Here is a 20688-nt window from a genome sequence, read left to right on the forward strand (position 1 = left end):
GTGGCGGGCCGCGATCCGGCACTTGTCTATTTCTCATCTGCTTCTGGCAACACACACCGCTTTGTGACGCGGCTTGATTGGGCTGCGACGCGTATCGCTGTGGAGCCTGAAGCGCCTTTGCCGGTGGTGGATGCGCCTTTTGTTTTGGTGTGTCCGACGTATGCGGATGGCCAGGGCCGAGGCGCGGTGCCTAAACAAGTGCTCCGCTTTCTCAACGACCCGGCACGGCGCAGGCATATTTGCGGTGTGATCGGCACAGGCAATCGAAACTTCGGTGCGACCTACGCGCTTGCAGGCCGCATCATCTCTGAAAAATGCAACGTGCCGCTGCTCTACACTATGGAGTTGGCAGGCACCGACACAGATATCGCCCGCGTGACAGACGGGCTGCGAAAGTTGGGGGACAACCTATGCTCGACAGTGAGCTGAGCACTTTGGATTATCACGCGCTGAACGCGATGCTGAACCTTTATGACGGGGATGGCAAAATCCGCTTTGACGCGGACCGCATGGCGGCGCGGCAGTATTTCCTGCAGCACGTCAACCAAAATACGGTGTTTTTCCACTCATTAGATGAAAAGCTCGGCTACCTTGTGAGCGAAGGCTACTATGAAGAGGCGGTGCTGGATCAATACTCCAAGAACTTCATGCGCAAGATCTGGGATGAGGCCTACGCGAAGAAGTTCCGCTTCCCAACTTTTCTTGGTGCGTTCAAATATTACACTTCCTACACACTCAAAACCCGCGACGGGCAGCGGTTCCTGGAGCGCTATGAGGACCGCGTTGTGATGACAGCCCTAACGCTAGCGCGCGGTGACGAAGCGCTGGCTATGTCCTTTATGGAAGAAATCCTCGAAGGGCGTTTCCAACCCGCGACGCCAACTTTCCTGAACGCCGGCAAGGCCTCGCGTGGCGAGTTGATCTCCTGCTTCCTGCTGCGCCTGGAAGACAACATGGAAAGCATCGGACGTGGCATCAACTCGGCGTTACAGCTGTCTAAGCGTGGGGGCGGCGTGGCACTTTTGCTCACCAATATCCGCGAACATGGCGCACCGATTAAGGGCATCGAAAACCAATCCTCCGGTGTGATCCCGGTGATGAAGCTGCTCGAAGACAGCTTCTCCTATGCCAACCAGCTCGGCGCACGTCAGGGCGCCGGCGCGGTATACCTCAACGCGCACCACCCTGACATCATGCGATTTTTGGACACCAAGCGTGAAAATGCGGATGAAAAAATTCGCATCAAAACGCTGTCGCTTGGCGTGGTGATCCCGGACATTACCTTTGAGTTGGCCAAGAAGAACGCTGATATGTATCTCTTCTCTCCGCATGATGTAGAGAAGGTCTATGGCGTGCCATTCTCGGAAATCTCGGTCACCGAGAAATATCAGGAGATGGTTGAGGACAAGCGCATTCGCAAATCCAAAGTCAATGCGCGCGAGTTCTTCCAGACCATTGCCGAAATCCAGTTTGAGAGCGGCTACCCATACGTGATGTTTGAGGACACGGTGAATCGGATGAACCCGATCGCGGGCCGCATCAACATGTCCAACCTGTGTTCCGAAATCCTGCAGGTGAATGAGGCGTCTGAGTTCAACGATGATCTTGGCTATGCAAAAATGGGCAGCGATATCTCCTGTAACCTTGGCTCGCTGAACATCGCTAAGACCATGGATGGCAACGACCTTGGCCGCACCGTTGGGGCTGCGATCCGTGCGCTGACCGCGGTGTCGGAAATGTCGGCCATCGATTCTGTGCCATCCGTGCGCAAAGGCAATGATGACAGCCATGCGATTGGCCTGGGGCAGATGAACCTGCACGGCTATCTCGCGCGTGAACGGGTGCATTATGGCAGCGCTGAAGGGGTAGAATTTACCTCGGTCTATTTCGCAGCGGTGGCCTATCACGCGATCCGTACGTCCTGTGACCTCGCTCAAGAACGCGGCGCGAGCTTCAAAGGCTTTGAAGCGTCCGACTATGCCTCCGGTGTCTTCTTTGACAAATACACAGACCGCGATTGGTTGCCGGAAGGCGATACAGTGAAGGCGCTGTTTGACGGCGTTGATCTTCCGACGCGGGAGGACTGGGCGGCTTTGAAAGCGGATGTGATGAAACACGGGTTGTTTAACCGCAACCTTCAGGCGGTGCCGCCCACCGGCTCGATCTCCTACATCAACAACTCGACCTCCTCGATCCACCCGATCGTGTCCAAGGTCGAAATCCGCAAAGAGGGCAAGATCGGTCGCGTCTACTACCCCGCGGCCTACATGAACAACGACAACCTCGACTATTACCGCGATGCCTATGAAACCGGCCCCGAAGCGTTGATCGATACCTATGCGGCAGCCACCGAACATGTGGATCAGGGCCTGTCGCTGACGCTGTTCTTCCCAGCAGAGGCCACCACACGAGACATCAACCGCGCCCAGATTTACGCGTGGAAAAAAGGCATCAAAACAATCTACTACGTGCGCCTGCGCCAGGATGCCCTTGAGGGCACAGAGGTTCAGGGCTGCGTTTCCTGCTCGCTGTGATCGGAGAGAGACCATGAAAGATATGCTAGACACCAAGATCACCCGCGCGATCAACTGGAACCGGATGAAGGATGAGAAGGACCTAGAGGTTTGGAACCGTCTGACCGTGAATTTCTGGCTGCCAGAGAAAGTGCCGCTGTCCAATGACATCCCAAGCTGGGCGACGCTGACCGATCATGAAAAGCAGTTAACTATCCGCGTCTTCACCGGCTTAACGTTGCTCGACACGATCCAGAACACCGTCGGCGCACCGTCCCTGATGCCCGACGCGGTCACGCCGCACGAAGAGGCCGTGCTGACCAACATCGCCTTTATGGAGGCGGTGCATGCGCGCAGCTATTCCTCGATCTTCTCGACATTGTGCTCGACCAAAGAGATCGATGAGGCCTTCCGCTGGTCCGAGGAAAACCCGCATTTGCAGGCCAAGGCGCGCACCATTCTGGACACTTACGCGCCGGGTAATGACCCGCTGAAGCGCAAGATCGCCAGTGTGTTTCTGGAGAGCTTCCTGTTCTATTCGGGATTTTATCTGCCGATGTACTGGTCCAGCCGCGCAAAGCTAACCAACACCGCGGACCTGATCCGTCTGATCATTCGGGATGAGGCGGTGCATGGCTACTATATTGGATATAAGTTCCAGCGCGGCTACGAGAAACTGTCTGAAGACAAACAGCAAGAGTTGAAAGACTACGCCTTCAACCTGATGTTTGAGCTGTACGGCATCGAAAACGAATATACCGAAGAGCTTTATGACGGCATCGGACTGACCGAGGATGTGAAAGTCTTCTTGCACTACAACGCGAACAAAGCCCTGCAAAACCTCGGCTTTGAGGCACTCTTCCCACCAGAAGTGTCGGAGGTGAACCCGGCGATCTTGGCTGCGCTCAGCCCGGACAGCGAGAACCACGATTTCTTCTCTGGGTCTGGTTCGTCCTATGTGATTGGCAAGGCCGTGGCGACGGAAGACGAAGACTGGGACTTTTAATGGTTCAAGACGCGCTGACTATTGTGCGAGAATGGCATGAGGCGTTTGGGGTGCCGGTGGAAGCCGACCCAACGATCTCGAAATCACGGGCGCAAATGCGGTTGGCGATCCTCGAAGAAGAGGTCGCCGAGCTGCGCGCGGCGGTGGAAGCAGGTGATATGGTCGAAACCCTCGATGCTCTTTGCGACATCCAATACGTGTTGGATGGCACCTTCCTCGAATTTGGCCTGCACGGCGTAAAGCAGGATGCCTTGGAAGAGGTGCACGCCTCCAACATGTCCAAACTTGGCGCAGATGGCCAACCGGTCTTGCGAGAGGATGGCAAGGTATTGAAAGGGCCAGATTTCCGACCACCAGATTTGCAGAAGTTTCTACCGCGGACATGAAAAATGGGGCCGTCGCATCGCATTGGCCCCTTTCTTATTTTCAAACGTCGACCGAGACTTTGCCGATTGGGTTTGAACAGCAGGCGAGAATATAGCCAGCCTCAATGTCATCCTCGGATATCCCGCCATTGTGCACCATGTGCACCTCTCCGGCTGTCTTCTTGACCTTGCAGGTGCCGCACACCCCAAAGGTACAGCCTGACGGGATGTTTAAACCTGCAGCGCGGGCAGCAATCAGCACGGTGTCAGTTTCCGCCACTTTGGCCGTAACGCCTGATGTGGCAAAGTGGATTTCTGCCACCGCGTCATCATCGGGGACAACGTCCTCCAGCGCGGGTTGTTCCGCGACGCTTTCCACAGGCGCGCCGAAGCTTTCCTGATGATAGCGATCCATGTCAAAGCCGAGACCAGCCAAGGCCTCTCGCACAGCGGTCATAAATGGTTCAGGGCCGCAGCAATACACCTCCCGCTCCAGATAGTCCGGCGCCATCAGACCGAGCATCAGCTGATTGAACAGGCCCTGATAACCGGTCCATGGACGATAGGGATCGGGTTCTTCCACAACAAACTTTAGATCTAGCCCCGGTGAACGGCTTGCCATCTGTTCCAATCGCTGACGGAATATGATCTCAGACGGACGTTTGGCGCAGTTGATGAAAACGATGTCCAAATCGCGCCCTTCGTCCCACATGCAAGTGGTCATCGACATCATCGGGGTGATGCCCGAGCCTGCCGACAGGAACAGGAATTTGTCGGATGTGCTTTGAGCGTTGGTGAAAAGCCCCGCCGGACCAACCGCCCGCAGTCGCATGCCGGGCTTGAGGTTGTCCAGCATCCAGCGCGTGCCCATGCTATCGGACTGCGCCTTGGCGGTAATGGTGATGGATCGAGGGCGCGAGGGCGCTGAGCTGATCGTATAGGTGCGATGTACCACGCCGCCTGGCTGGTCCGGCGCCGGGATCTCTAACGTCAGGAATTGACCCGAGTCATAGGCAAAGAGGGCTCCGGAGGGCGCGCGGAAGGTGAAGCTGGCGGTGTCGGCCATTTCGGGTACCACCGACACGCATTCCAGCATCTCGCCATCATCCCAGATGGCAGGGGCGGTTGCAGGGGTAAGTTCGTTCATAACCGTCACTCCGCCGCCATAACATCAGGGGACAGGCGCGCAGCCAATGTGGCGCAGTACCAATCCACAAATTGCAACACGCCCGTTTCCTGTATTGGCGAGTAAGGACCGGGCACATAAGCCGGGCTGTTGATGCCCTGCTGATTGTCCTCAACCACCTGTCGGTCTTCGTCGTTGGTGGCGTCCCAGACTTCGGTAAGGCGTTTGAGATCATAGTCGACACCTTCCACTGCGTCCTTATGGACAAGCCATTTGGTCGTGACTTCGGTCTCCGTCGGGCTGATCGGGGTCACGCGGAAAACGATGGAGTGATCCGCAAGAAAGTGGTTCCAGGTTGTTGGGTAATGGAATTTGAGCAGCGAACCTGCGTCGGCAAACGGCGACCGCCCCAACCACCGGCGCACAGCGGATTTGCCATCTAAGGTGTAGCTTTCCGCCCCTTCCTTGAGCGGCATACGGGCGAGGCGGTATTGGCCGTCGTCGCTGAGGTGAAACTGCGATGGCAAGCCAACGGCTTCGCACCGCTCAAAATGCGCTTGAAGCGCTGCTGGCGTCTCACCAGCCTCGATACCCGTTACCGCTGGGTCGTCCGGGAATGTACGGCACAATGCCGGATGGTTGCCGCCACAGTGATAGCATTCGCGGTTGTTTTCCCACACCAGCTTCCAGTTGCCCTTCTCAATGATGCTGCTTTCGTGCGCGACTTTGGCGTTTGCAAGGTCATGAGCCGCCAAATAAGGGCGAGCGACATCGGCAAAAACGTCGAAATCGGGTGCTTGATCGGCAAGGCAGATGTAAACAAGACCAGCAAGCTCTCGGCAATGCACCGGCTTCAAGCCGTGTTGGGTAGGGTCAAAATCTGCACCCATGTCGCGCGCCCAAAGGAGCGAGCCGTCCAGTTCATAAGTCCATTGATGGTAGGGGCAGACCAGCTTGGGCGCGTGGCCTTTGTGGGCTTTGCAAATCACCGAGCCGCGATGGCGGCAGGTGTTGTGAAACGCGCAGATCTGATTGTCGCTGCCCCGCACTAGGATCACATTGAAGGCGCCCACCTTGTAGGTCACATAGCTGCCCGGTTTTTCGAGTTCACAGGCGGCAATGGCAAACAACCACTCCCGATAGTGAATGGTTTCAAGATCTGTCTGAAAGACGTCCTGGTCCGCATAAAACGCCTGTTCCAGTGCATAGCCCGGCACACGCCGCGCCAACAACTCGATTGTTGAGGTCATTTGTGGCTCTCCTGCCGCACCCCGCGGCCTTGCTTGGGCGGAAGACAGGAGGACATTGGCGGAGAGCTTGAGGAGGCCAACCGACACACGTGCCCCCACTGCCACCCGCAGTTTGACATAGACGCAAGGCTGGTTTCCGGACTTGGAAGGAACTTTCGCGCGGTTCTGGCACCTTCCCGGGCTCCTCGACCCAGTGGCTGATTGCCGTCACCTAACCTTCGTTACCGTTGCGGGGGCAGTGCCGGAATTACACCGGCTTCCCAATTCTCTGCCGGTCGTTGTTGTCGAAGCGGCAGCACCTTACACGGAAACGATAGATCTTGTCATCGTATGCGATTGATCGCAAACGACATCTAAAGACTCAAATGCGGAACACTAACTTAGCTTAACGCACAATTGGTGCTTCGGTCGTAGGCACTTCGATTCTCCATTGCGATACGAAAGGAACCCAACCATTCGGTGTATGGTTGGTAAGCGATCTTTCGCTGCATCTTTTGCTATCGACAGCTTTTGTTCAGAGTTGCCCATGATCAAGGGTGGAAAACCAACTCTCCCGCTCTGTCTTTCAACGTAGACACCTTGATAAGACATCGGCCATGTCTTGAATAATGTTATATCATAACATACTAAATTACTCCGACTGATCGACCCTTCAGGTTGACTGCCTAAAGGCAGCTTTTTTGACGACTACCACTTTGACAGGAGTCAGCTATGCCCGCCACACGCGTCCCCGTCACCCTGCTCACGGGCTTTTTAGGGGCTGGTAAAACGACCCTTTTGAATGCGCTTCTGGCTCATCAAGAGAACGGCCGGATAGCAGTAATTGTGAACGAGTTTGGCGAAGCTGGACTGGATCATGATCTGATTGAAACTGCCAAAGATGATGTTGTTTTGATGCAGTCTGGCTGTTTGTGTTGCACTGTGCGTGGAGAGTTGTCCGACACCATGGCGGGGTTGATTGCGCGGCGGGATGCGGGCGAGTTTGCGTTTGATCGCGTTGTCATTGAAACGACAGGGCTGGCAGAACCGGGGCCAATTTTGCAAACGCTTTTGGTGGATCGCTCTTTGGCGCAGATCACAAGAATGGATGGGGTTGTGACGCTGGTGGACGCCGCAAACGGCGGGGCCACGTTGGATGCTCAGTTTGAGGCTGTGTCGCAGGCAGCGATTGCCGATCTCATCATTCTCAGCAAGACAGACTTGGTTCCGCCGGAAGAGGTCATTGTTCTGGAGGAACGGCTGCGCGGATTGAACCCGACGGCCAAGATCATTCGTTCGGTACGTGGAAAAGGCATTGTGGATCAGCTCTGGGGGCTGAGTGGATTGCGTAAGGATGCCAAAAATACTGATGTGCTTGCTTGGACAACCGGCAGAAAGTCAAAAGCAGATCCGCTGGTCAATCTGTCTGGGTTTGCGCCGGCTGCGCAGCCGACAAACGCGTTTTCTCCACATGACTCCCGGATCGGTTCGGCCTCGATTGTGCTGGACGAACCCTTATTAGACGCGGCATTTGACAAGTGGCTGGATACGCTGATCGCTTTGCGTGGCAACGATATTTTGCGCGTCAAAGGCATCGTGTTTCTCCAAGGCATCGACGCGCCCTTTGTGTTTCACGGCGTGCAAAACATCTTTGATCCGCCAGTGCAGATGAAAGATTGGCCCAAAGACGACCGTCGCACTCGCATCGTGGTGATTGGTCGAGATATTTCTGAGAAAGAGCTGGCTTACAGCTTCAACATGCTGACAGCCGTCCCAAAACCGGTGAACGCGTGAAACGGACAATTTCGAAGTCTCGTTTTTGGGCAGCGGTCCGGCATGTAGCGCCTGTCATTGCCTTGACGGTGTTCACTCTGAGCAGCGCCAATGCAGTACGGGCCCACCCACATGTGTTTATTGACGGCGGCGTCGACTTTCACCTGTCCGAAAACGACACGCTCAAAGCTCTGCGTGTGACGTGGCTCTATGATGCGTTTGAAACGCTCTACATGTTGTCGTCACACGACATGTCGTTGACGCAAGACGGCGTGCTGAGCGAAGACGACCGCGTGGCGCTTACAGATCGGTTGAGCAACTGGCCGGATGACTTTGACGGATCTGCGCACCTGACCGTGAACGGTCAGGCCGTCAATTTGGCATGGCCAAGCGGCTTGGATGTGCAAATAATCGATGGACGCCTCCGTCTCACCTTCTTGCGCGGCCTTGAACCCCCTTTGCCGCTCAAGGATGCCGACGTTGAGGTCGCGTTTTATGAATCAACCTATTTTTTCGATTTTTCGATCACCAAAACGCCCGAAGTGATCGCCAACAAAGATAATTGCCGGGCCACCGTCATATCGTTTGAACCCAACAGTCATGACCCATTGCTCAAGGCTTTGGCGAAACTCAGCCGCGAAGAAACACCAACAGAGGCCAATGTAGGCGCAAATTTTGCTGACAGGATCTATTTGAGATGCGGACAATAGCTGTATTGGCCATACTTGCGCTTCTCTTTGGCGGTGCGCTTATGGTCATTGATTTTGATGCCATCGCGCAATGGGCCGCGACGGAGCAGCGTGGATTTCAAAACGGCATGGCTGATGCCATTCGCGCCCTTCGCATGGGGCAGACAGAAGCGCTTTTGGCCTTGTTTGCAGGCGCGGCTGCCTACGGTTTTTTCCATGCAGTCGGGCCTGGTCATGGCAAGGCGTTGATTGGTGGTGTCGGATTAGGCACCCAAGTGTCCGCGTCTCGCTTGCTGTTGCTTTCGGTGGCGTCCAGTTTGGCGCAATCCCTCTGGGCCATTGTTTTGGTCTACGGCGGCTTTTGGATCTTGGAAGTCTCAGCAAATCATATGACGGCCCTCGCCGAAGATTTTCTGGCGCCGTTGAGCTATCTTGCCATCGCGTCTGTGGGCGCGCTTTTGGTGTGGCGTGGCGCACGGTCCCTGCCGCAGGCCACGGCCCAACATCACGATGCCGATCACCACCATCATAATCACGATCACCATTCCGATCACGATCATTCAGACTGTGGCTGTCACGCACACGGGCCATCCCCCTCGCAAGTGGCGCAGCTGAGCAGCCTTCGAGAGACCGTCGCCTTGATCACGAGCATTGCGATACGCCCTTGCACGGGCGCCATCTTCCTGTTGGTCATAGCCTGGCAAATGGATCTTCATTTGGCCGGAGTTTTGGCAGTCTTGGTTATGGGACTCGGTACCGCCTCCTTCACCGGGTTGGTGGCTGTGTCCAGCGTGGCAGCCCGCACGGCCGCCTTGGCCTCAGCAGATAACTTCAAAGCGGCAGGTGTAGCCTTTGCAGGCTTGCAAGTCCTCACCGGACTATTGGTGATTTGGATGAGCCTGTCGCTCCTACGCTACACACTCTGATTTTGCCGGCGCGCCGCGCTGGCCCAAAAGGACAACGAGATGACGACCTTCAATATTGAAGACCTAAAGTTTGATGATCGCGGGTTGATCCCGGCGATTGCCCAAGAGGCGGAGACCGGCGAGGTCTTGATGATGGCTTGGATGAATGCGGAGTCGATCCGCGAAACCATTGAGACAGGGCGAGTTGTGTATTGGTCGCGCTCGCGTGCAAACCTCTGGCGCAAAGGTGACACGTCCGGACACATACAGAGCTTGGTGGACCTGCGGTTTGACTGTGACAGGGACTGTATTTTGCTCATGGTGGAACAAATAGGCGCGGCCTGTCACACCTTCCGCAAGAGCTGCTTTTACACGGCCGTGCGAAACGACGCCGAAGTGGAACTGATGAAGCCAATGGCTAACGTCTAAACAATGGCCTGCCCTCCTGAAGCAAAGGACAGGCTATTTTGCCCGACAATCAAATACGTTGGTACGCATCTTCCACATCAAAAATCGGGTCCAGCACAAGCAACAATCGGGTTTCCCCTGTGCCTTCAATAGGAGGGGACCGATGCAGCAGGCCAGCGCTTGGGCTTTCTGGCCAAAGCGTTCCGCGCAACACAATTGGGTTGCCCGTCTGCACAGTGCCAAAGTACGCCGGATCACTTCGGTCCGGCGAGTTTCCGTATTGTGTGCCAGTGCCCCGATAAGTGCAGACCAAGCGAGACATAACCGCATCGATGTGAAACTTGCGACAGGCGTTTGTCGTCACCACATCGAGCCGCAAGCGAAGGTAGGGTGCGTTTGTGGTAGCCGCGAAAGTTTCCGCGAGATGTGCGAAATCCACGATCATGGCTTCGCGTTCACCACCGTCTGGCGTGCCTGCCTCTTGGCAAGCCAGTTCGACCTCAGCCGCAATTTGCGCAGGTTTGACAACCACACGCGTTTTGGGAAGCTGGCTTGGCGATAACGCCGCCAACCACGCGGTAAAATCTGGCGCATCTCGCTCCCAAACCACGGCCGCACATCCAGCATCTTTGATGGCAGAAAGCCCTTCAGCCGTGTCCGAAAAGCCAACGCCAACAATCGCGTCCGTTTCAACGTCCAGAAATTGAGTCATGCGACTTCCTCGACGCGGCGCCACCCCGGGAACGGATCTGGCAGATCAAGCGGCAAGTCATTTGGCCCAGACGCCGCCACGACTGGAAGCAGACAGGCATCCAGCTTAGCTTTAATGGCATCCCAATCGATACCGGACCCAATGAACACCAGTTCTTGCCGCCGGTCGCCCCAAGGCTCCACCCAATGCTGATCGAGATAGGGCTGCGCTGCCCCACGATCTGGCCAGCGCTCCTTAGGGACGGTCGCCCACCATGTGCCGATGGGCTGAACGCTGGAAAGCGCGCCAGCCAACGAATACTCAGCAACCCACTCAGGCCGCGTCGCAATCCAGAAGTGCCCTTTGGCGCGAATGACACCGGGCAATGCGCCGTTCAAAACCGCGTGGATTTTCTCGGGAATAAAGGGTTGGCGCGCGCGGTAGACAAAGCTGCCAACACCGTACTCTTCAGTTTCTGGCACGTGGTCGGCAAAACCATAGAGTTCTTTCGCCCACATCGGATGCTCGTGTGCTTTGTCAAAGTCGAACAGTCCGGTGTCCAAAATCTTGTCCGCCGCAACACGGGAATGGTTGGTTTCAACAATCTCCGTGTCGGCATTCAGGCTGCGGATGATCTTGCGTGCGGCATCCACTTGGTCCGGCGTGGCGTCCGCGACTTTGTTCAGGATGACAACGTCTGCGAACTCCATTTGATCTGTCAGGAGGTGCACCAATGTGCGCTCGTCTTCCTCGCCCATCACTTCGCCGCGGTCATGTAGGAAATCGTGGCTGGAAAAGTCCTTCAGCAAGTTTACTGCGTCGACAACGGTGACCATCGTGTCCAGTCGCGCCACATCGGAAAGGCTTTCGCCAAACTCGTCGCGGAACTCAAATGTGGCCGCCACGGGCAACGGTTCCGAAATGCCCGTGGATTCGATCAACAGGTAGTCAAAGCGCCCTTCTGCGGCGAGGCGACGCACCTCGTCCAGAAGGTCATCACGGAGCGTACAGCAGATACATCCGTTGGACATTTCCACCAAAGTTTCGTCGGTGCGGCTCAACTCTGTGTCGGCGCGCACGAGGTCCGCGTCGATGTTCACTTCGGACATGTCGTTGACGATGACGGCCACGCGCCGGCCCTCGCGGTTATTTAAGACGCGATTGAGAAGCGTGGTTTTTCCGGCGCCAAGAAAGCCGGAGAGGACGGTGACGGGAAGACGCGTGTCGGTCATTGGGTTTCCTGCTGCGTGTTGTTGAATAGAGAGAGTTCTGGCGGTTTGCTGCGCAACACCTGAAGGCTGCGTTCCAACCGGCTTTGTGGGATGTCGCGCGCAATGACGACAATGCGCGAGCGGCGATCCTCGCTTGGCCAATCGGAGAGCGGTTTGGGCGGATCAAAGACGTGCTGCACGCCGTGAAAAACCTGCGGCTCCTCTTGGGATTCCAAAAACACAATGCCCTTGATGCGGAGAATGTCGTTGCCCCGCATGCCGATAAGTGAGTTCAGCCAACCATGGAAAACGTCATCGAAGATGGGAACATCCAGAATGATAGAGGCGGAGCTTATGCGCCCATCATTCTGGTTTAGCGACGCGGTCGTTGGAGCGCTTGGCGCAAGGCCTGAAAGGTCTTCGAGTGGGTCTTGCTTATGGGGTGTGCCAACTGCCCAAGTCACAACATCTGACGTTGGCGCATTCGGCTGTGACGCGCTCAATCCCCAAATTTGACCGGCGACGCCCTGTCCTTTGACGATGGGGATAATCCGCACCCGCGGGTTGAGCGCGGCAAGCCTGTTTTTGAACTGTTCTGTTTCGGCTTCCGTTGTCAGATCGGTTTTGCTCAGCACGATCAGATCGGCCATGGCGGCTTGTGAAACCGCCTCAAACTGAGCGTCCAACGTTGCCGGGCCATTCACAACATCGGCAACGGTGACAACCCCATCCATGCGCGTGTAGCGGGCCAAAAAGGGATCTGCGACCAAAGTTTGCAAGATTGGTCCTGGATCGGCCAATCCGGTGGTTTCGATCACCACGCGGTCAAAAGCGATCTCCTCTTGTGCACGTCGTTGCAACATATGTACCATGGTCTTGGCGAGATCGCCCCGGATCGAACAACATAAGCACCCCGAACTCATCAGCACGATTTCTTCGCTGCTTTCGGTGATCAAATCGTGATCGAGCCCGGCCTCACCGAACTCATTCACAATGACGGCCACGCGCCCCGATGAACTGTCCGCCAGCACGGCGTTGAGCAAGGTTGTCTTGCCCGCGCCGAGGAAGCCGGTGAGCAGTGTGACTGGGACGCGCGACTCTTCCATTTAGGAGCCCAAGGCCTGGGACAGGGTCACCACGTTGTGGCGCATCATGTCCAAATAGGTGGCGGCGGGACCATCCTCGCCAGACAGCGCATCCGAATAGAGCGTGCCGCCAATTACAGCACCGGTCTCATTGGCGATCTGTTTCAGCAAGCGGTCATCGGTGATGGATTCCACAAACACCGCGTTAATGCCTTCCTCACGGATTTGCTCAATCAGCTTTGCAACATCCGCGGCGGAGGCCTCGCTCTCGGTGCTCAGACCTTGAGGCGCCTCAAACCGAATGTTGTAGGATTGTGCGAAGTATCCAAAAGCGTCATGCGGCGTCACCACGGTGCGCTGCTCAGCAGGCAAAGCGCCGATAGAGGCTTCAATCTCAGCTTCCAATGCTTCAAGCTCAGCGACATACGCGGCGCGGTTCGCTTCGAAGGCCGCTGCGTTCTCAGGGTCGGCTTTGGCAAGTGCTGCGGCGATGTTGTTTACGTAGATGACCGCGTTATCCACGCTCTGCCACGCGTGCGGATCAAAGGCGCCGTGGTTGTGGCCATGGTGATCGTCATGCCCCTCTTCGGCGTGGTCATCGTGATCGTCATGGTCATCATGCCCATGCGCGTGGTGATCACCTTCAGGCTCCTGTGCAATCGGCTCGACATCAGCGCCAGACGTGTCTTTGAAGAAATGCGCATCCGCTTCGAACTCGAACGGCATGTGCTCGGTAAAGAACGCGTAAGTGCCGTCTTCTGTGATCTCGACAGTGAACAGGGTGATGTCCTTGTCCGCGTCAAAGGTAAGCGCATAAGCCATATCAGCCGCAATCAGCGTGTCGCCGCCCATTTTGATGTCAGAGGCGTCCGCTTCGAGCAGGCCCTCAGCCGCTTCTTCAACAGCTTCAATGTCGCTCGCGGCCAACATGACCATCTTCATGGCGGGGTCAGCGTAGTCGCCGTCTACTTTGGCAAAGGACCACTGGTACGTGCCGGCCTTCAGGTCGAACAATCCGGCCCACTCAAACGCATGGGCGCCATGACCGTGTTCATCACCATGGTCATCGTGATCTGCGTGATCATCATGATCGTCGTGGCCATCATGTTCGTCGCCATGTTCATCGTGTTCATCAAAGGCAATGGCTTCGATGCCATCGGTAGCGACAACTTGCATGCCGCCAAAACCGGAGGATTCAACCAGTCGCTCCATCCAGCCTTCAAACTCAAGCCCGTTCACAAAAAGCACTTCCGCCCCGGCAACAGCACGCGCGTCTTGTGGTGTTGGCTGATACACATGCGCGTCACCATCGGCGCCAACGAGTGTTGTCAGCGCGATGTGCTCGCCACCAACTTGCGCGACCAAGTCACCAAGAATGGAGAACGACGCGACGACCGGCAGCGGTTCGTCCGCCCAAGCGGAGCCGGAGAATGGCAGCGACAGCGCGGTAACGGCGGCCGCTGAGCGCAGAATAGAGCGACGTGAAAACATGAGAGTTCCTTCGTTAGGTTTCAAATCGGCGGCGCGGCAGGGTCTGGGCGATCACGCCCCCCTCCGGGCCAAAAAACAGGGACAGCGTGTAGATCACCCCGGCGACAAGAATGATCGCGGGGCCGGACGGCAAGCTGTAGTGAAAGGACAAAAGCAAACCGGAAAGGCTTGACAGAAACGCGATGGCCGCAGCGGCGGCGATCAGGGTGCCAATACCCCCCGCCCAGAAACGGGCAGCGGCAGCAGGCAAGATCATGATACCAACGGCCATCAATGTGCCAAGTGCATGAAATCCGGCAACCAAGTTCATCACCACCAACATGAGGAAGGTGAAATGGGTTGCCGCGCTGAGTTTGCTGACAGAGCGCAAAAACTGCGGATCCGCACATTCAAGCACCAACGGACGGTAGATCAACGCAAGGACCAAAAGCGACAGGCTTGCGAACGAGCACAGAAGCACGAGGGACGCATCATCCAACGCCAAAACTGTGCCAAACAGCACGTGCATCAAATCCACATTACTGCCGCGAGTCGAGACTATTAGAACGCCCAAAGCCAAAGAGATCAAATACAAGGCTGCCAAGCTGGCGTCTTCGCGCAGTGTGGTGAACCGCGCGACAAAACCTGATCCCAAAGCGACAACCATACCCGCGATCAAACCGCCAAGTGTCATTGCACCGAGCGACAGACCAGAGACCAAATACCCAATCGCGGCGCCCGGTAGGATGGCGTGTGACATCGCATCCCCGGTCAAACTCATGCGGCGCAACATCAGAAAGACACCAACAGGCGTGGCACCAACTGCGACAGCGACGCAGCCCAGCAGCGCGCGGCGCATGAACCCAAAGTCCGCGAATGGCGCCAAAAACAGATCCCAGATCATGCAGCGGACTTTCCACAGACATGAGGCGTGCTTGCACAGGCCTCACACATTTGCCGCGCTCGAAACTGATTTTCGGACGTTAGCACCGTCTCAGTTGGGCCGTGCGCAACAAGCTCACGGGCCAACATCAGAGTCTCGGGGAAGTGGGATCTCACGGTGGTGTCGTCGTGCAAAACCGCAAGAACCGTTCGGCCTTCTCCGTGCCAACGTTCGATGATGCCAATCAAGTCTGCCATTGTTTTCATATCAATAGCGGAAAAAGGTTCGTCTAAGAGCACCAGCTCTGCGTCCTGTAAAAGCAGACGCGCAAACAGGGCTCTTTGAATTTGTCCGCCGGAGAGAGAGCCAATGGCTCGGCTTTCAAACCCACGCAGTCCAACCGCGGCGATAGCTTGCTCAACCCGGCCACGCATCTTTCGGCCAACCTGGCCAAAAGCACCAATCTCACGCCACAGGCCCATCGCAACCAGATCCAACACCGAAATTGGAAAACTCCGGTCGATTTCAGATTGCTGCGGCAAATAGGCGATGTCATCCGCGCGCAAATTGGACACCTCGATATGCCCCTCAATCGGCGACAACGATCCAGTCAAGCCTTTCAGGAGTGTGGATTTTCCAGCGCCATTGGGACCAACGATGGCCGTCAAACTGCCTTGTTTGATCTCAGTATCAAGTTGCTGAACTGCAGGCAGGCGTTCATAGCCAAGTGTTAGGTTTTTGAAAGCAACCGACGTACTCATAATGCCCCCGGCGTGGTGGTGGCCCAGAAGAACCCCAGCCATAGCGCGACAATCACCGCTGCTGCGACGAGCAGTCGGGGGAGGACACCAACAAGCAGGATGCGCTGGATTTCAGCTTTCTCCATCAGATACCGTCCTCTGTTTCCTTGCAGTCAGCACATAATCCGTGGACCTCAATCACGTGGTGATCCGCCGTAAAGCCGGCCTCGCCCAATGCAGAGGAAAGGTGCGAGAACACGGCCGGTGCATCGCGCTCATCTACGGATCCGCAATCGCCACAGATCGACATGATCGACGGATGATGATGACCATCATCGGAGCAAGCAACATAGGCATTGAGAGACTCAATCCTATGCACACTGCCTTTTTCCGTCAGAGACTTGAGTGCACGGTACACAGTGGTAGGGGCCATTTTCGGGCTTTCAGACCGCAACTCCTCCAGAACACCGTAAGCAGAAACGGGCTGATCACGTTGGCGAATGATCCCCAGCACTTTCTCTGCCCAAGTTTCATTTTTCTTACTCACAGGCGGACCCTCAATAGACTCGCACCTGATATGTTATGTTATAACGTAATGCAAATAAATTTCGTTCACCTTAGCTTTCACTCCTCACAGCAAAAACCATCAAGCATGCATTCTGACGGTTGCTGCGATCTGCTTTGCGGACATTCGATTGCGGGAAACAAAGTGTCAGCTTTGGGCCGAGAGGGCATCAAGCGCTGCGTTGTAAACTGGCACTTCGCGTCAAAATCGGCATGCCCAAATTTATTTGGTGCTCTGTAAAATGGAGGCCGAATGCAACGCTTACGTAGGTTTGACCTCTCCGGTGAGTTCGCGCCATGATACTTTGATCGCAAGAATGAAGGAGCATCGCACATGAATGAGACTAGACGAGCCGCCATTGATACAGCCAGCGACGCCAGCTTGCGTACCTCAATCGCGGAAATGAACGTAATTCAGTCACAAGTTTTTGCACGCCGAGAGGTCTTTATGATGCTTTGCGGCTCTGCGTTTACTCTGGGGATGAGTACGCTTGTTAAGTGGCTGATTGATCTGGGTTTGTTGTGAAAGAGGCAGAGGGCAGTATCGCAAAGGGCAAACACGTCGGTGGGAGTCATCATAGGCTGTCCGCACCATTCGGCTGTAGGATTTCCATCTTTGTGTGAGCGGCATCGGACTTTAGCGAAGAGCGCAATAAGAGCGATGGCATCCTTTGGGCGAATGGTTACTAGGAATGGCTCAGCGGAATTATGGCGCTGGGTCCCTATATGACTTGTCTGACGTTGACATTTGTTTACCTAATCCGCGTCGGATGTTTACATGAGTAATCTAGTTGGAAACATGTGGGCCTCGAATTTGCGCCAATACCACCGAATTTCGCCGATTTCCGGTGGGCAATGTTGTCCCCATGTTGTCCTAATGTTCACATGAGAACCTAGAACTTAGATTTTTGGGGCAAAATGTAAACGTTGGGTTCGCAAAAAGCCCAATAAAACGAGGACAACCGCGTTTGACAAGTTGTCGGTTATCAGAACTTCGATGATTCAATTTCATTGGAAGTGGCAATCGAATAGATACCTCTCGGACTAAATCGCACTGCGCGAAGCACATTGCGGTGCCTGGCTGGCTTGGGCGTAGCAGAACTGTTAGATGTTTACGCCGCACGATCGTGCTCTGAGCGGCGGACCAATTCTATCGAGTTGGTAACTTTCCAACCGAGAGATCAGATTATTACCATTCGTCCATAGGAGCCTTAAGGAACGAAGAAATGGACACATTGAATACCCAACGCTAGGGGCAAGCCTCCGTCCAATGTCCGGGCTTTTGGTGTATTCGCTGGTCTAGACTGCACGCCCCATCGAACATTTTTGGACGGCCAGCGTGACGGAGTCCTAGGAAAAATTCGAATACTTAAAGGGGATGGGTTCTGGCGTCATAGCGTAACTGAGTTGAATGCTCCCATTCAAGCCAGTCCGTGGCAGCTGACATCACACTGAAAAGAAAATCGTCTCCTCCGGCCGCATTTCTAGACCGACTTGCTATAATCATTCATGAGTGGTGACAAAGAAAAGAAAGCGAGCATGAAGGATTGGACTAGCCCGATTTTCGAAAGTGGTGCAGAGGGGCGTTCTCTGCATCAACGTTTGAGGCTGGAGCTCCGCAAAAAGCTTCTCACGTATTGATCCTCCCCCACTGAAGTGGTCCGCCCGTATAGTTAGGAAACCCCGGTCAACAACCAACTTCAAACGGCCGAACTTTCTGTGCGCTTGGATTTAGGAAGTGCATATCAGAAGAAATTCGTAGGCTCATTGCTTTAGTCATGAACACACGTGAAGTCGATATATTACAAACAGTTATCACACGCTCCAAGAACGATCCAACAAAGGAAACCTTAAATGCAAAACGTGATTGGCTACATCCGCGTTTCTACCCGACGACAGGCCGAGGAAAACGAGAGCTTAGATGAGCAGGCTTACTCTGTGCGGGAATTTTGCGAGGAAAAGAACCTTAAGTTGATATCAATCGAAGAAGATGACTGCACGGCTGGAGGTGCTCGAGCGCACTTAAACCGTCCTGGGCTATCTACAGCGCTCCGGCTCGCAAAAGAGACAAAAGCGGGATTAGTTGTGCCACGTGTGGATCGATTGGCGCGCCATCCTGCTATCTTGGATGAATTATTTGAGAGCGAAATCAGCGTTTGGTCTGTGACAGAAGGGCGTCGTATCGGTCGAAAGCATCTTGTACAGCAGATAAAAAAGGCGCAGATTCAGTGGGCTGGAATTAAACGACATTCCCTTTTTGGGGCTTGTCAGTCAAAGCGTTCCGGCAAGAAATTGGGAAACCGCAAAAATCTTGCGTCAGCGCAACGGAAAGGAGCGATCTCCAATGTGATGCGTTCAGACTGCAAAATCCGCGAACTAGCGGATTTTATCTCAAAGGCCACCGATTGGAACAAACTCACGCTACGAAAAAAAGTGAACCTACTGAATGAATGCGGTCCTCTCAATCTAATCAGTGAAGCGCGAAATGAACGCCGGCCATGGACCCCAGGCAGCTTACGAAAGCCTTTAAAGCGGGCAGAAGAAATCTTAAAATCCGAAGCACAATCTGACACTGAGATTATTTAGTGCGGAGTTGATACTGATGCTTAGCCCTGCCGAGCTTAAAGGGAGTCCCGCGGAAGCTGCAAGCTGAGAACTTTCTATGTGGAGAACGGCCTAAAAACTGGATTTCTAGTGCTAGTTTAGCTATACAAAATGCTATACAAATTGCGATACACAAAAAATAAAGCTCAATTATTACATGCCATTAGACGTTAAAAACGAGAAACCTGGAGGACTTCGTCTCCGCCACCCTACTATTTCGCTCGATCTAGTCGGATCGCATCACTCGACCTTTTTCAAATGTTTTCATAACACTAGGCACTCTTTCAATTTCTATTGGATTTCTTTCGATAGTGACCGTATCGTTTCATTGAGTGGTATGAAATGTGGTATGTTGAATGGCGCTTTCAGGAAAGCTGACGAAAAAGCTGGTCGAGAATCTCGGCGCTGGGCGGCATGGCGATGGCAACGGCTTGTACCTGGTCGTTGACCCTTCGGGCGCGAGACGCTGGATTGTACGGGTGGTGGTCAAAGGGCAGAAGAATAAGAAGGGAGCGCCACTTAGGACTGACTTTGGATTGGGGGGCGCGGATATTGTCACGCTGAACCAAGCACGAGAGCGCGCGTTGGAGTATCGACGCATGGCTAAACAGGGGCTTAACCCTCGTTTCAATGGACGACAGGAAGTGCCGACTTTTGAAGAGGTGGCGCAACAGGTCCATATTGATCGCATGCCGACCTGGAAGAACGCCAAACATGGGGCGCAGTGGATTAACACCCTACGCGACTATGCCTTTCCAAAAATTGGGCGCATGCCTGTCGACAGCATTGATCAACCCGAAGTGATGATGTGCCTGTCACCGATATGGACCGACAAGCATGAAACAGCACGACGTTTGTCGCAGCGGATAAAGATTGTGTTGGATGTGGCAAAGTCGAGAGGGTTTCGGTCTGGTGAGAACCCCGTGACTGCCATCAAAGATGCGCAAGTATTGCCTAAGGTGAAAGCTAAACCAAAGCACCATATGGCAATGCGCTGGCAAGACGTGCCTGACTTCTATGCCATTCTAAAGACCAAGAATGCTATGTCTGCCAAGGCCTTAATGTTCACTTGCCTAACAGGATCAAGAACCGGTGAAGTTTTGGGGCTACGGTGGGCCGAGTTGGATTTTGAACAGCGCCTTTGGATCTGCCCCGCAGAGCGGATGAAAACAGGAGAGGAACACCGCGTCCCGCTGACAGTTGAGATCCTGGCCATCATAGAGCCGCTAAAGGTCATGCAATCCGAATTTGTATTTGAGGGTCAGAAACGCCATCAACCGCTTTCTAATATGTCGATGCTAATGCTTTTGCGTCGCATGAAGGTCGAGGGGGTAACCGTGCATGGGTTTCGGTCCACATTCCGCGACTGGGCGAAGGAATGAGGGCAGATAACGGTGGTATTGGGATTTCCAAGCGAAAGCTTGAT

General features: G+C 54.8%; 21 protein-coding genes and 1 riboswitch. Of the genes, 11 read left to right on the top strand and 10 right to left on the bottom strand.

The window, feature by feature from the left end:
- From nrdI to MK208_RS10830, 4 genes are read left to right on the top strand one after another with little or no spacing between them, the layout of a single operon-like run.
- Positions 1-429 (top strand): class Ib ribonucleoside-diphosphate reductase assembly flavoprotein NrdI, encoded by a 429-nt coding sequence (nrdI, locus tag MK208_RS10815; protein WP_294116548.1) that lies wholly within the window; start codon positions 1-3, stop codon positions 427-429.
- On the top strand, positions 411-2534 hold the full coding sequence (gene nrdE / locus MK208_RS10820; protein ID WP_294116521.1) for a class 1b ribonucleoside-diphosphate reductase subunit alpha: 2124 nt from the start codon (positions 411-413) through the stop codon (positions 2532-2534). Before nrdI ends, nrdE begins: the two co-directional genes overlap by 19 nt.
- A gap of 13 nt (positions 2535-2547) precedes the next feature.
- A complete protein-coding gene (nrdF, locus tag MK208_RS10825) occupies positions 2548-3519 on the top strand; it encodes a class 1b ribonucleoside-diphosphate reductase subunit beta (protein WP_294116522.1) in 972 nt (323 codons plus the stop codon).
- Complete coding sequence (locus MK208_RS10830; RefSeq protein ID WP_294116523.1) at positions 3519-3905, top strand: nucleoside triphosphate pyrophosphohydrolase family protein; 387 nt, start codon at positions 3519-3521, stop codon at positions 3903-3905. The genes nrdF and MK208_RS10830 overlap by 1 nt, the downstream gene beginning before the upstream one ends.
- Before the next feature lie 40 nt (positions 3906-3945).
- Here the strand turns inward: MK208_RS10830 and MK208_RS10835 are convergent, their stop codons facing one another.
- A complete protein-coding gene (locus MK208_RS10835) occupies positions 3946-5031 on the bottom strand; it encodes a hybrid-cluster NAD(P)-dependent oxidoreductase (protein WP_294116527.1) in 1086 nt (361 codons plus the stop codon).
- 5 nt (positions 5032-5036) lie between these two features.
- Positions 5037-6260, bottom strand: coding sequence for an aromatic ring-hydroxylating dioxygenase subunit alpha (locus tag MK208_RS10840; RefSeq protein ID WP_294116528.1), 1224 nt, complete (start codon positions 6258-6260; stop codon positions 5037-5039).
- A gap of 109 nt (positions 6261-6369) precedes the next feature.
- A riboswitch (cobalamin riboswitch) is annotated at positions 6370-6578 on the bottom strand.
- Positions 6579-6971: 393 nt separating this feature from the next.
- Here MK208_RS10840 and MK208_RS10845 point away from each other — a divergent pair.
- The 4 genes from MK208_RS10845 (at position 6972) to hisI (ending at position 10035) form a co-directional block, all read left to right on the top strand.
- Entirely contained in the window at positions 6972-8033 is a 1062-nt protein-coding gene (locus tag MK208_RS10845; protein ID WP_294116529.1) for a GTP-binding protein, read from the top strand.
- 68 nt (positions 8034-8101) lie between these two features.
- Positions 8102-8722 (top strand): DUF1007 family protein, encoded by a 621-nt coding sequence (locus MK208_RS10850; RefSeq protein WP_294116549.1) that lies wholly within the window; start codon positions 8102-8104, stop codon positions 8720-8722.
- The gene (locus MK208_RS10855; RefSeq protein ID WP_294116530.1) at positions 8710-9627 is read left to right on the top strand and encodes a hypothetical protein; all 918 of its coding nucleotides are present in this window, start codon (positions 8710-8712) and stop codon (positions 9625-9627) included. Before MK208_RS10850 ends, MK208_RS10855 begins: the two co-directional genes overlap by 13 nt.
- A gap of 39 nt (positions 9628-9666) precedes the next feature.
- Positions 9667-10035: a phosphoribosyl-AMP cyclohydrolase gene (gene hisI / locus MK208_RS10860; protein WP_294116531.1), complete on the top strand. Its 369-nt coding sequence runs from the start codon at positions 9667-9669 to the stop codon at positions 10033-10035.
- Between the two features lie 49 nt (positions 10036-10084).
- Here the strand turns inward: hisI and MK208_RS10865 are convergent, their stop codons facing one another.
- The 8 genes from MK208_RS10865 to MK208_RS10900 are packed head-to-tail and all read right to left on the bottom strand — an operon-like array spanning position 10085 to position 16641.
- Positions 10085-10726 carry a DUF1826 domain-containing protein gene (locus tag MK208_RS10865; RefSeq protein ID WP_294116532.1) on the bottom strand — a complete coding sequence of 214 codons (642 nt, stop codon included), beginning with the start codon at positions 10724-10726 and terminating at the stop codon, positions 10085-10087.
- Entirely contained in the window at positions 10723-11937 is a 1215-nt protein-coding gene (locus MK208_RS10870) for a GTP-binding protein (protein ID WP_294116533.1), read from the bottom strand. Before MK208_RS10870 ends, MK208_RS10865 begins: the two co-directional genes overlap by 4 nt.
- Positions 11934-13022 carry a GTP-binding protein gene (locus tag MK208_RS10875; protein WP_294116534.1) on the bottom strand — a complete coding sequence of 363 codons (1089 nt, stop codon included), beginning with the start codon at positions 13020-13022 and terminating at the stop codon, positions 11934-11936. The genes MK208_RS10870 and MK208_RS10875 overlap by 4 nt, the downstream gene beginning before the upstream one ends.
- Positions 13023-14492, bottom strand: coding sequence for a zinc ABC transporter substrate-binding protein (locus MK208_RS10880; RefSeq protein WP_294116535.1), 1470 nt, complete (start codon positions 14490-14492; stop codon positions 13023-13025). It abuts the gene before it with no gap.
- A 13-nt stretch (positions 14493-14505) separates the two neighbouring features.
- The gene (locus tag MK208_RS10885; protein ID WP_294116537.1) at positions 14506-15375 is read right to left on the bottom strand and encodes a metal ABC transporter permease; all 870 of its coding nucleotides are present in this window, start codon (positions 15373-15375) and stop codon (positions 14506-14508) included.
- Positions 15372-16115 (bottom strand): zinc ABC transporter ATP-binding protein AztA, encoded by a 744-nt coding sequence (aztA, locus tag MK208_RS10890; protein ID WP_294116538.1) that lies wholly within the window; start codon positions 16113-16115, stop codon positions 15372-15374. Before aztA ends, MK208_RS10885 begins: the two co-directional genes overlap by 4 nt.
- The gene (locus MK208_RS10895; RefSeq protein WP_294116539.1) at positions 16112-16240 is read right to left on the bottom strand and encodes a hypothetical protein; all 129 of its coding nucleotides are present in this window, start codon (positions 16238-16240) and stop codon (positions 16112-16114) included. Before MK208_RS10895 ends, aztA begins: the two co-directional genes overlap by 4 nt.
- Positions 16240-16641 carry a transcriptional repressor gene (locus MK208_RS10900; RefSeq protein ID WP_294116540.1) on the bottom strand — a complete coding sequence of 134 codons (402 nt, stop codon included), beginning with the start codon at positions 16639-16641 and terminating at the stop codon, positions 16240-16242. Before MK208_RS10900 ends, MK208_RS10895 begins: the two co-directional genes overlap by 1 nt.
- A gap of 351 nt (positions 16642-16992) precedes the next feature.
- Here MK208_RS10900 and MK208_RS10905 point away from each other — a divergent pair, with 351 nt between their 5' ends.
- From MK208_RS10905 to MK208_RS10915, 3 genes are all read left to right on the top strand, one after another.
- Positions 16993-17184, top strand: coding sequence for a hypothetical protein (locus MK208_RS10905; protein WP_294116541.1), 192 nt, complete (start codon positions 16993-16995; stop codon positions 17182-17184).
- A gap of 1328 nt (positions 17185-18512) precedes the next feature.
- A complete protein-coding gene (locus MK208_RS10910; RefSeq protein ID WP_294116542.1) occupies positions 18513-19244 on the top strand; it encodes a recombinase family protein in 732 nt (243 codons plus the stop codon).
- Between the two features lie 374 nt (positions 19245-19618).
- Entirely contained in the window at positions 19619-20644 is a 1026-nt protein-coding gene (locus tag MK208_RS10915; RefSeq protein ID WP_294116543.1) for a tyrosine-type recombinase/integrase, read from the top strand.
- Positions 20645-20688: the final 44 nt, after the last annotated feature.

This window comes from Shimia sp. (assembly GCF_022448905.1).
In the GTDB taxonomy this organism is placed as follows: domain Bacteria; phylum Pseudomonadota; class Alphaproteobacteria; order Rhodobacterales; family Rhodobacteraceae; genus Shimia.

Excerpts from the sequence above, each read along its gene's own strand:
- nrdF (WP_294116522.1), top strand. The coding sequence starts at position 2,548 with ATGAAAGATATGCTAGACACCAAGATCACCCGCGCGATCAACTGGAAC.
- aztA (WP_294116538.1), bottom strand. The coding sequence starts at position 16,115 with ATGAGTACGTCGGTTGCTTTCAAAAACCTAACACTTGGCTATGAACGC.
- MK208_RS10865 (WP_294116532.1), bottom strand. The coding sequence starts at position 10,726 with ATGACTCAATTTCTGGACGTTGAAACGGACGCGATTGTTGGCGTTGGC.
- MK208_RS10895 (WP_294116539.1), bottom strand. The coding sequence starts at position 16,240 with ATGGAGAAAGCTGAAATCCAGCGCATCCTGCTTGTTGGTGTCCTCCCC.
- MK208_RS10845 (WP_294116529.1), top strand. The coding sequence starts at position 6,972 with ATGCCCGCCACACGCGTCCCCGTCACCCTGCTCACGGGCTTTTTAGGG.
- MK208_RS10875 (WP_294116534.1), bottom strand. The coding sequence starts at position 13,022 with ATGGAAGAGTCGCGCGTCCCAGTCACACTGCTCACCGGCTTCCTCGGC.
- MK208_RS10830 (WP_294116523.1), top strand. The coding sequence starts at position 3,519 with ATGGTTCAAGACGCGCTGACTATTGTGCGAGAATGGCATGAGGCGTTT.
- MK208_RS10880 (WP_294116535.1), bottom strand. The coding sequence starts at position 14,492 with ATGTTTTCACGTCGCTCTATTCTGCGCTCAGCGGCCGCCGTTACCGCG.
- MK208_RS10885 (WP_294116537.1), bottom strand. The coding sequence starts at position 15,375 with ATGATCTGGGATCTGTTTTTGGCGCCATTCGCGGACTTTGGGTTCATG.
- MK208_RS10835 (WP_294116527.1), bottom strand. The coding sequence starts at position 5,031 with ATGAACGAACTTACCCCTGCAACCGCCCCTGCCATCTGGGATGATGGC.
- MK208_RS10840 (WP_294116528.1), bottom strand. The coding sequence starts at position 6,260 with ATGACCTCAACAATCGAGTTGTTGGCGCGGCGTGTGCCGGGCTATGCA.
- nrdE (WP_294116521.1), top strand. The coding sequence starts at position 411 with ATGCTCGACAGTGAGCTGAGCACTTTGGATTATCACGCGCTGAACGCG.
- MK208_RS10910 (WP_294116542.1), top strand. The coding sequence starts at position 18,513 with ATGCAAAACGTGATTGGCTACATCCGCGTTTCTACCCGACGACAGGCC.
- MK208_RS10855 (WP_294116530.1), top strand. The coding sequence starts at position 8,710 with ATGCGGACAATAGCTGTATTGGCCATACTTGCGCTTCTCTTTGGCGGT.
- MK208_RS10870 (WP_294116533.1), bottom strand. The coding sequence starts at position 11,937 with ATGACCGACACGCGTCTTCCCGTCACCGTCCTCTCCGGCTTTCTTGGC.
- MK208_RS10905 (WP_294116541.1), top strand. The coding sequence starts at position 16,993 with ATGAATGAGACTAGACGAGCCGCCATTGATACAGCCAGCGACGCCAGC.
- hisI (WP_294116531.1), top strand. The coding sequence starts at position 9,667 with ATGACGACCTTCAATATTGAAGACCTAAAGTTTGATGATCGCGGGTTG.
- MK208_RS10915 (WP_294116543.1), top strand. The coding sequence starts at position 19,619 with ATGGCGCTTTCAGGAAAGCTGACGAAAAAGCTGGTCGAGAATCTCGGC.